At 69.5% G+C, this 9,242-nt stretch carries 11 protein-coding genes; 7 read left to right on the top strand and 4 right to left on the bottom strand.

The window, feature by feature from the left end:
- The first annotated feature begins 165 nt into the window (after positions 1-165).
- From ABTX60_RS42545 to ABTX60_RS42535, 3 genes are all read left to right on the top strand, one after another.
- Positions 166-1,311: a GAF domain-containing sensor histidine kinase gene (locus ABTX60_RS42545; RefSeq protein WP_352101996.1), complete on the top strand. Its 1,146-nt coding sequence runs from the start codon at positions 166-168 to the stop codon at positions 1,309-1,311.
- Positions 1,304-1,945 (top strand): response regulator, encoded by a 642-nt coding sequence (locus ABTX60_RS42540; protein WP_352101995.1) that lies wholly within the window; start codon positions 1,304-1,306, stop codon positions 1,943-1,945. The genes ABTX60_RS42545 and ABTX60_RS42540 overlap by 8 nt, the downstream gene beginning before the upstream one ends.
- 156 nt (positions 1,946-2,101) lie before the next feature.
- Positions 2,102-2,344: a chaplin gene (locus ABTX60_RS42535; RefSeq protein ID WP_030852293.1), complete on the top strand. Its 243-nt coding sequence runs from the start codon at positions 2,102-2,104 to the stop codon at positions 2,342-2,344.
- Between the two features lie 211 nt (positions 2,345-2,555).
- On the opposite strand, the gene ABTX60_RS42530 is transcribed toward ABTX60_RS42535, so the two are convergent.
- Positions 2,556-3,341, bottom strand: a complete 786-nt coding sequence (locus tag ABTX60_RS42530; RefSeq protein WP_352101994.1) for an Rv1486c family protein — start codon at positions 3,339-3,341, stop codon at positions 2,556-2,558.
- A 161-nt stretch (positions 3,342-3,502) separates the two neighbouring features.
- On the opposite strand from ABTX60_RS42530, the gene ABTX60_RS42525 reads away from it, so the two are divergent.
- The 3 genes from ABTX60_RS42525 (at position 3,503) to ABTX60_RS42515 (ending at position 5,911) form a co-directional block, all read left to right on the top strand.
- Positions 3,503-4,300, top strand: a complete 798-nt coding sequence (locus tag ABTX60_RS42525) for an ABC transporter ATP-binding protein (protein WP_352101993.1) — start codon at positions 3,503-3,505, stop codon at positions 4,298-4,300.
- Between the two features lie 95 nt (positions 4,301-4,395).
- Positions 4,396-4,827 (top strand): NfeD family protein, encoded by a 432-nt coding sequence (locus ABTX60_RS42520; protein WP_104779655.1) that lies wholly within the window; start codon positions 4,396-4,398, stop codon positions 4,825-4,827.
- A gap of 133 nt (positions 4,828-4,960) precedes the next feature.
- A complete protein-coding gene (locus ABTX60_RS42515) occupies positions 4,961-5,911 on the top strand; it encodes an SPFH domain-containing protein (RefSeq protein WP_352101992.1) in 951 nt (316 codons plus the stop codon).
- A gap of 109 nt (positions 5,912-6,020) precedes the next feature.
- Here ABTX60_RS42515 and ABTX60_RS42510 read toward each other — a convergent pair whose 3' ends face one another.
- The 3 genes from ABTX60_RS42510 to ABTX60_RS42500 form a co-directional block, all read right to left on the bottom strand.
- Complete coding sequence (locus tag ABTX60_RS42510) at positions 6,021-6,527, bottom strand: HNH endonuclease (protein WP_352101991.1); 507 nt, start codon at positions 6,525-6,527, stop codon at positions 6,021-6,023.
- Positions 6,528-6,733: 206 nt separating this feature from the next.
- Positions 6,734-7,273, bottom strand: a complete 540-nt coding sequence (locus ABTX60_RS42505; protein WP_352101990.1) for a YbhB/YbcL family Raf kinase inhibitor-like protein — start codon at positions 7,271-7,273, stop codon at positions 6,734-6,736.
- A 40-nt stretch (positions 7,274-7,313) separates the two neighbouring features.
- Positions 7,314-8,096 (bottom strand): sporulation protein, encoded by a 783-nt coding sequence (locus ABTX60_RS42500; protein ID WP_352101989.1) that lies wholly within the window; start codon positions 8,094-8,096, stop codon positions 7,314-7,316.
- Positions 8,097-8,240: 144 nt separating this feature from the next.
- Between ABTX60_RS42500 and ABTX60_RS42495 the strand changes: the two genes are divergently transcribed.
- The gene (locus ABTX60_RS42495; protein WP_352101988.1) at positions 8,241-8,882 is read left to right on the top strand and encodes a DNA-3-methyladenine glycosylase; all 642 of its coding nucleotides are present in this window, start codon (positions 8,241-8,243) and stop codon (positions 8,880-8,882) included.
- The last annotated feature ends 360 nt before the right edge of the window (positions 8,883-9,242 follow it).

Below are 9,242 nucleotides of genomic sequence, written 5' to 3'. Positions count from 1 at the left end.
CCTGCACACCTACAACCACCATCGCTGCCACACCGCACTCGGCGGACAGCCACCGATCAGCCGTGTGAACAACGCTGCGGCTCCATACACCTAGGTCCACCGACCGGGCGCCCCGCCGCCACCGGTCCGATCCGCGCTGTCACAGCCCGCCGGTACCGTGAGGTCATGAGTCACGGCCCCCGGTCCGGCCTCGCCGCGGTGAGCTCCGCGTTGCTGGCCATGAGCAGGCACCTCGAGGTGCGCGACGTCCTCAAGACGATCGTCGCCTCGGCCCGCGAACTGCTCGACGCGCAGTACGCCGCACTGGGCGTCCCGGACGACCACGGCGGCTTCGCCCAGTTCGTGGTCGACGGCGTCAGCGAGGAGCAGTGGAAGGCCATCGGCCCCCTCCCGCGCCAGCACGGCATCCTCGCCGCGATGCTGCACGAGGCCAGGTCCGAGCGCCTCGCGGACGTCCGCAAGGACCCTCGTTTCGAGGGCTGGCCGAAGGCGCACCCCGACCTGGTCGACTTCCTGGGCCTGCCGATCCGTGACGGCGACGAGGTCATCGGAGCGCTGTTCCTGGCCAACAAGAGCTGCGAGCGGCCCGAAGGCGGCTGCGGCTTCACCCAGGACGACGAGGAACTGCTCGGCATCCTCGCCCAGCACGCCGCGATCGCTCTCACCAACGCCCGCCTCTACGAACGCAGCCGCGAACTCACGATCGCCGAGGAGCGCTCCCGCCTCGCTCACGAACTGCACGACGCGGTCAGTCAGAAGCTGTTCTCCCTGCGCCTGACCGCCCAGGCCGCGGCCCGCCTGGTGGACCGCGACCCCTCCCGCGCCAAGGGCGAACTCCAGCAGGTGGCCGCCCTGGCCGCCGAGGCCGCCGACGAACTGCGCGCGGCGGTAGTCGAGTTGCGCCCCGCGGCCCTCGACGAGGACGGCCTCGTCGCGACCCTCCGCACACAGATCCAGGTCCTCGACCGGGCCCACAGCGCCCGCGTCACCTTCGCCGGCCACGGCGTGAAGGCCCTGCCCGCCTCCCAGGAGGAAGCCCTCCTGCGCGTGACCCAGGAAGCCCTGCACAACGCCCTGCGCCACTCCGGCGCCGGTCACGTCGACGTGACCCTGGACCGCCGCGGCGGCGGAGCCGTTCTGCGGATCACGGACGACGGCAGCGGCTTCGACCCGAGCGCGGTCCGCCGCGCCGGACGCCACCTCGGCCTGGTCTCGATGCGGGACCGGGCGAGCGGTGCCGGCGGCACGCTGACCGTGGAATCGGCGCCCGGAAAGGGCACCGTGATCGAGATGGAGGTTCCCGGTGGCTGAGGCAATCAGGGTGCTGCTCGTCGACGACCACCAGGTCGTCCGCCGGGGCCTGCGCACCTTCCTCGAAGTGCAGGACGACATCGAGGTCGTCGGGGAGGCGGCCGACGGCGCCGAAGGAGTGGACCGCGCCGAGGAGTTGAAGCCCGACGTCATCCTCATGGACGTCAAGATGCCGGGCATGGACGGCGTCGACGCCCTGCGCAGACTCCGCGAGCTGGACAACCCCGCGCGCGTGCTGGTCGTCACCAGCTTCACCGAACAGCGCACGGTGGTCCCGGCCCTGCGCGCGGGCGCCGCAGGCTACGTGTACAAGGACGTCGACCCCGACGCCCTCGCCGGAGCCATCCGCTCGGTACACGCCGGGCACATCCTCCTCCAGCCGGAGGTCGCCGGCGCGCTGCTGGCACAGGAGGGGACCAACGCGGGCACCACGAGGGCCGGTTCGCTCACCGAGCGGGAGCGCGAGGTGCTCGGCCTCATAGCGGACGGCCGCTCCAACCGGGAGATCGCCCGCGCGCTGGTCCTCTCCGAGAAGACGGTCAAGACCCACGTCTCCAACATCCTGATGAAACTCGACCTGTCCGACCGGACACAGGCCGCTCTGTGGGCCGTTCGCCACGGTGTGACCGGCTGACACGCCCACCGCACGGCGGCACGGAAGGTTGCGTTCCGGACCGAGATTCATACTGTCGTGGGAACGTCCCCCGGATGGCGCAACCTCGATGGATCTCCGCCGTTCTCCAGTGCGTGCTGCGGCGCCTGCCGCGGCAATCGCTAGGAGGGCTCAGAAGTGAAGAACCTGAAGAAGGCAGCGGCCGTGACGATGGTGACGGGTGGCCTGCTGGCCGCCGGCGCGGGCATGGCCTCCGCCACCAGCGCGCACGCCGACGGCCAGGCCGTGGGCTCCCCGGGCGTCGGCTCGGGCAACGTCGTCCAGGCCCCGGTGCACGTCCCGGTCAACGTGTCCGGCAACAGCGTGAACGTCGTGGGCATCCTGAACCCGGCCTTCGGCAACCTCGCCGTCAACCACTGACGCACCACCTCCGTCTCCGAGCCGGAGGTGACACCGGCCTCCCGGCCCCCACCGGGAGGCCGTTCGGCATGGCAAAGGGCGTGCGCAGCCGCCCAGCTGCGGGCATGCGTGCCGCCAGGGGCGGCACGGGTGGGCGCAGCGGCACCCCGCTACGCCGGGCTGCGCACCCACCCACCCCCAGCACCCACGCCGAGCACCACACAGGTAACCGTCACCGCACCCCCCGCTCCCGCTCCTCCACAACGGAGTTGTACGCCGCGACCTGCGCCCGCCGAGCCGTCCGCTCCACCGGCCGCAACGCCTCCCGCCGCGCGGAGATCTCGGACGAACTCACCGCACCCCCGTGACCGCTCTCCGTCGCCACGGCGATCAGCGTCCCCACCCGCTGCGCCAGCTCCAGCACCCGGACCGCCCGCGGCGGATACCCCGGCGCCAGCACCTCCCGCCCCTGCTCGGCCCGCGCCCGGTACGCATCGACCGCCGCCTCCGCCACCGGCCCCGACCCGGCCACATCCAGCCGGGTCAGCACCTCGGTGGCCTCCCGCAGGGCCTCCGCCAGTTCCCGCTCCGCCTCACTCAGTGAGGGCACATCCGCGGGCGGCGCCTCCCGTACGGGCAGCACATGCCAGACCACCTCGACCTGCACACCCGCGGGTCCGGCCTCGTACACGTCCGGCACCAGGCCGTAGGCGGCCCCGTGACAGACCACCGCCTCCTCGGCCTCCAGCGCCCGCGCGTTGAACTCCGGCGGCCCGCTCAGCCCCAGCGGATGCCCCGGCGCGGGCAACGCCACCCGCAGCCCGCTCACCCCGAGCGTCCGCAGCCGCCCGAGCGCGAGCGTCAGCCCGACCTGCCCCGGCTCACCCGGCAGCCCCTCCACCCGGTGCACCGCGTCCGCGCCGACGATGGCCAGTACGGCGTCGTCCGGCGAGACAAGTCCGGCCAAAAGGGCATTTCCCCAAGTTGCGAGACGTCCAGCACGTGGTTCCGAGAGCATGCCCCCACCCTAGGGCTCCTCTGGGACCGGCCCGAGGGAATGTCCCGGCCGACCGGTGGCGTAGATTTCATGGAGGGCTGCGCCCACCGGCGCGGCGGACCGAGCCACAGGCTTACGCGACAGCCGAGACCGGCCACACTGCAAGGGGAGACAACGCGCTCATGAGCGATGTTCTGGAGCTTCAGGACGTATCCGTGGTCCGTGAGGGCCGGGCTCTGGTGGACCAGGTCTCCTGGTCGGTCAAGGAGGGCGAGCGCTGGGTCATCCTCGGCCCGAACGGCGCCGGCAAGACCACCCTCCTCAACCTCGCTTCCACCTACCTCTTCCCCAGCTCGGGCACCGCCGCCATCCTCGGCGAGACCCTCGGCAAGCCCGGCACGGACGTCTTCGAGCTGCGCCCCCGCATCGGCATGGCCGGCATCGCCATGACCGAGAAGCTCCCCAAGCGCCAGACGGTCCTGGAGACGGTGCTGACCGCCGCGTACGGCATGACCGCCACCTGGCACGAGGACTACGAGGAGATCGACGAGCGGCGCGCCCGCGCCTTCCTCGACCGCCTCGGCATGAGCGAGTACCTGGACCGCAGGTTCGGCACGCTCTCCGAGGGCGAGCGCAAGCGCACCCTGATCGCCCGCGCCCTGATGACCGACCCCGAGCTGCTCCTGCTCGACGAGCCCGCCGCCGGCCTCGACCTCGGCGGCCGCGAGGACCTCGTCCGCCGCCTCGGCCGCCTGGCCCTCGACCCGATCGCTCCCTCGATGCTCATGGTCACCCATCACGTCGAGGAGATCCCCCCGGGCTTCACCCACGTCCTCATGATCCGCCAGGGCAAGGTCCTCGCCGCCGGACCGCTGGAGCTCGAACTCACCTCCCGCAACCTCTCCCTCTGCTTCGGCCTCCCGCTCGTCGTCGAGCAGTCGGGCGACCGCTGGACCGCCCAGGGCCTCCCGCTCTCCTGACCCAGGCCGCCATTCCGCAATTGCCGGGGTAAGAACGGGATTTCACACCACGGGCGCACTGTCGTCGACAGGGCCCGCGGACCTACCATGACCATGTGGACATCGACGCATGGCTGTGGTGGCTGATCGGCGCGGCAGCGCTCGGCATCGCGCTCGTGGTGACCGCCATGCCCGAACTGGGCATGCTGGCGGTGGGTGCCATCGCCGCGGCGGTGGTCACCGGCGTCTTCGGCGGCGGAGCCGTCGCCCAGGTAGCGGTCTTCGCCGTCATCTCGACCGCCGGCATCGCCGTCGTACGGCCCATCGCGAACCGGCACCGCGCCCAGCGACCCCAGTTCGCCACCGGCGTGGACGCGTTGAAGGGCAGACAAGCCGTCGTCCTGGAACGCGTCGACGGCTCCGGCGGCCGGATCAAACTCGCCGGCGAGGTCTGGTCGGCCCGCGCTCTCGACACCGGCCACGCTTACGAAGTAGGCCAGGAAGTGGATGTCGTGGACATCGAAGGAGCCACCGCGATCGTCATGTGACCTCGCAGGACGTAACGGGAGTGGAACTCCTCGCCAGCCACGCGACGGTCTGTCAGACTCGACCAGCAAGATCTTCGACAACCATAAGATCTGCCGAAGACGCCGAAGCGGAGAAGGGACACGGGGAACGACGATGGAACCGGTCATCATCGTCCTGATCATTCTGGTGGTGTTGGTCTTCATCGCCCTGATCAAGACGATCCAAGTCATCCCACAGGCCAGCGCGGCCATCGTCGAGCGCTTCGGGCGCTACACGCGGACACTCAACGCGGGCCTCAACATCGTCGTCCCGTTCATAGACACCATCCGCAACCGCATCGACCTGCGCGAACAGGTCGTGCCCTTCCCGCCCCAGCCGGTGATCACCCAGGACAACCTGGTCGTGAACATCGACACCGTCATCTACTACCAGGTCACCGACGCCCGGGCCGCGACGTACGAAGTCGCCAGCTACATCCAGGCGATCGAGCAGCTCACCGTCACCACGCTCCGCAACATCATCGGCGGCATGGACCTGGAGCGGACCCTCACCTCCCGCGAGGAGATCAACGCCGCCCTGCGCGGCGTCCTCGACGAGGCCACCGGCAAGTGGGGCATCCGCGTCAACCGCGTCGAGCTCAAGGCGATCGAACCGCCCACCTCCATCCAGGACTCGATGGAGAAGCAGATGCGCGCCGACCGCGACAAGCGCGCCGCGATCCTCCAGGCCGAAGGTGTCCGCCAGTCCGAGATCCTTCGCGCCGAAGGTGAGAAGCAGTCCCAGATCCTGCGCGCCGAAGGTGAGGCCAAGGCCGCTGCCCTGCGCGCGGAGGGCGAGGCCCAGGCCGTGCGCACGGTCTTCGAGGCCATCCACGCCGGCGACCCGGACCAGAAGCTCCTGTCCTACCAGTACCTCCAGATGCTCCCCAAGATCGCCGAGGGCGACGCCAACAAGCTCTGGATCGTCCCCAGCGAAATCGGCGACGCCCTCAAGGGCCTCTCCGGCGCCATGGGCAACTTCGGCGGCATCGGCGGCGGTTCCGGCGGCGCGACCACCGCACCCGTACCGGCCCAGGAACGCCGAGAGAAGCCGTCCATCGACTGACAGCACCACAACGCAAGTTCCCCGCGCCCACCATCCAGGGCGCGGGGAACTGCGCGAACAACCAAACTCAACCCGCGGCCGACGAAGCACCAAGGCCCACGGCGACTGGTCACGCCGCGTCCAGAGCCAGCCAATCCGGCAGCGCCGCAACGTCCTCCTGCGCCAGAGCCAAGAGCATCGCACCAGCCGGCGTCGGCTCGAACGGCTCCCGGAGCAGCGGCATACCCGCCTCGACAGGAGTCCGGTTCGCCTTCCGGTGATTGTCCTCCGCACACGAGGCCACCGTGTTCAGCCACGTGTCCTGACCGCCCCGCGAACGCGGCACCACGTGGTCCACGGTCGTCGCCCGCCTCCCGCAGTACGCGCACCGGTGCCGGTCCCTGACCAGCACACCACGCCTCGACCACGGCGCTCGTCTTCGGAACGGCACCCGTACGTACTGGCAGAGCCTGATCACACGGGGCGCCGGTATGTCGACCGCGGCTCCCCGCATCCGCAGTTCGGGGTGGGCCTGCTCGACGACGGCCTTGTCCTGAAGCACCAGAACGACGGCTCGGTTCAACGTCACCGTCGACAGCGGCTCGAAGCTCGCGTTCAGTACCAGCGTGTCCCGCATACCAGCCCACCTCCCGTGCACCGGCCCACCCCCTGGCGGGCTGGGATCAACTCTGGCCGGGCACGCCGAGATGGACAACGCAATATCTGCTGCTCCACGGGGGGTGACCCCCGCGACCCCCGGCAACAAAAATGCCCGCTCCTGATCAATTCCAAGACCAGGAGCGGGCAAACGTTCCCTGAACGCCGGGATTCGGGGCGGCTTGCTCAGCCTTCGGCGGGCACCTCGTACTCACCGATCAGCTGGGCCCGCCCGATCGTGTGGAACCGCAGGTTGAAGCCGACCACGGCGGGCGACGCGTCCGCGTCCGGTCCGAGCTTCTCCTCATCCACGGCGTAGACCGTGAACACGTAGCGGTGCGGACCGTCCCCCGGAGGCGGCGCGGCCCCGCCGAACTCCTTGCCGCCGTAGTCGTTGCGCGCGTGGATCGCGCCTTCCGGCAGACCCTCGAACTTGCCACTGCCCGCACCCACCGGCAGCTCGGTCACCGACGCCGGGATGTCGAACAGCACCCAGTGCCAGAAACCGCTGCCCGTCGGGGCGTCGGGGTCGTAGCAGGTCACGGCGAAGCTCTTGGTCTCGGGCGGGAACCCCTCCCACCGCAGCTGCGGCGAAGTGTTGCCCGCCGCCTGGACCTGAGCCTCCTTGAGCGTCGCACCTTCCTCGATGTCCTCGCTCGTCACCGTGAACGACGCGACGGGCGGATGGAAGTCGTGGGGGAGCGGCCGCCGCTTGAGCTCGGTCACCTCGGTACCTCCTGATCGTTTCTTGCAGTCGCCCCCGAGCCTAGAACCAGTTGCGCTTGCTGCCGACCTCCGACAGCCACTGGTTGAGATACGCGGTCCAGTCCGTCCCCTGGTAGTCGTTGAGCCCCACCTGGAAGGACCGGAAGGTGTCGCTGCCCTCGCTGAACAGCCCCGGCTTCTTGTCCATCTCCAGCACCACGTCCATGGCGTTCTGGTCGGCCACGAAGCTCAGCTCCACCTGGTTCAGCCCGCGGTACTGCTGCGGCGGGTAGAACTCGATCTCCTGGTAGAACGGCAGCTTCTGCCGCGTACCGCGGATGACACCGCGCTCCATGTCCGCGTTCTTGAACCGGAAGCCCAGCTGGATGAAAGCGTCGAGGATCGCCTTCTGCGCCGGCAGCGGGTGCACGTTGACCGGGTCCAGGTCGCCGGAGTCCACCGCACGCGCGATCTCCAGCTCGGTCGACACCCCGATGTTCATGCCACGCAGGGCCTGACCGTCGATCATCGTGATCGGCGTCTCCCACGGGATCTCGAGACCGAACTGAACCGCGTGCACCGCGCCCGCCTGCAGCTCGAACGCGCCGCCCAGCCGCGACTTCGTGAACTCGATGTCCTGCTTGTACTCCTGGTCGCCGCTCTCCACCTCGACCTTGGCCTGCAGCCCGACCGAGAGCCCCTCGATCTGCTGGTTGACGGAGCCGCCCTGGATCCGCACCTCACCCTGGACGACACCGCCCGGGACGACGTTGACCTCGTGCAGCACCGTCTCGACCGAAGCCCCGCCGGCCCCCAGGCTCGCGAGCAGCTTCTTGAACGCCATGTCTCTCCCTCTCGCCCACAACGGGTGGATCCTTGATCCATACAAACGCGATCCGGCCGTGGCCGGTTCCATGCCCCACCCTGGCAAGGCCGGTGCCCGACGGCCACCCCGCGGCACCACTCATCTCCAGTACCCTCGGACGGCATGATCGCGACCCCTGACCGTACGCCCCTGTCCAGGGAGTTCTTCGACCGGCCCGTCCTCGATGTCGCCCCCGACCTCCTCGGCCGCATCCTGGTACGCAGCACCCCGGACGGTCCGATCGCCCTCCGCCTCACCGAGGTCGAGGCCTACGACGGTGAGAACGACCCCGGCTCCCACGCCTACCGCGGCCGCACGGCCCGCAACAGCGTGATGTTCGGTCCGCCCGGACACGTGTACGTCTACTTCACCTATGGCATGTGGTTCTGCATGAACCTGGTCTGCGGCCCGGAGGGCAAGTCGAGCGCGGTCCTGCTCCGCGCAGGCGAGATCATCGAGGGCGCCGAACTGGCCCGCACCCGTCGACTCTCGGCCCGCAACGACAAGGAACTGGCCAAAGGCCCAGCCCGTCTGGCCACCGCCCTGAACGTGGACCGCTCCCTGGACGGCACGGACGCGTGCACCTCCGAAGACACCCCGCTGCGCATGCTGACCGGCACGCCCGTGCCCTCCGACCAGGTACTCAACGGACCACGGACCGGAGTCGGCGGCGAGGGAGCCGTGCACCCCTGGCGCTTCTGGGTCGCCAACGACCCGACGGTGAGCCCGTATCGCGCCCATGCCCCGAGGCGCCGCCGAAGTTGACGCGTCCTGTCGAGGTGCGTAATGTAGCCCGAGCCGTTGAACCGGGTATGGCGATCGCCAACAGCGGGAAGCGGCCAAACCAACTACCTAGCTACTCCCCTCAGCAGGGGCGAATTCGGCGTGCCCGCATGCCTGAATTCGGCACCGACAGACTCGATTATGAGTTGGACGGGGAATCGGCTAACGTAGTGAATGTCGAAAGGCCGACGAGCGAAAGCCCGGGGCCGAACGGCAAATCCTGCCGACAGGGAATCGGATCGAAAAGGATCTGATAGAGTCGGAAACGCAAGACCGAAGGGAAGCGCCCGGAGGAAAGCCCGAGAGGGTGAGTACAAAGGAAGCGACCGTTCCTTGAGAACT

This window comes from Streptomyces sp. NPDC126510 (genome assembly GCF_040302345.1).
Classification (GTDB): domain Bacteria; phylum Actinomycetota; class Actinomycetes; order Streptomycetales; family Streptomycetaceae; genus Streptomyces.
Note: the sequence above shows the minus strand (reverse complement) of the source record. Positions and strands in the feature narration are given on the sequence as shown.

What these genes read in the sequence shown, in the direction of transcription:
- ABTX60_RS42545 (WP_352101996.1), top strand. Translation starts at nt 166, where the DNA reads ATGAGTCACGGCCCCCGGTCCGGCCTCGCCGCGGTGAGCTCCGCGTTG.
- ABTX60_RS42530 (WP_352101994.1), bottom strand. Translation starts at nt 3,341, where the DNA reads ATGCTCTCGGAACCACGTGCTGGACGTCTCGCAACTTGGGGAAATGCC.
- ABTX60_RS42525 (WP_352101993.1), top strand. Translation starts at nt 3,503, where the DNA reads ATGAGCGATGTTCTGGAGCTTCAGGACGTATCCGTGGTCCGTGAGGGC.
- ABTX60_RS42515 (WP_352101992.1), top strand. Translation starts at nt 4,961, where the DNA reads ATGGAACCGGTCATCATCGTCCTGATCATTCTGGTGGTGTTGGTCTTC.
- ABTX60_RS42510 (WP_352101991.1), bottom strand. Translation starts at nt 6,527, where the DNA reads ATGCGGGACACGCTGGTACTGAACGCGAGCTTCGAGCCGCTGTCGACG.
- ABTX60_RS42500 (WP_352101989.1), bottom strand. Translation starts at nt 8,096, where the DNA reads ATGGCGTTCAAGAAGCTGCTCGCGAGCCTGGGGGCCGGCGGGGCTTCG.
- ABTX60_RS42495 (WP_352101988.1), top strand. Translation starts at nt 8,241, where the DNA reads ATGATCGCGACCCCTGACCGTACGCCCCTGTCCAGGGAGTTCTTCGAC.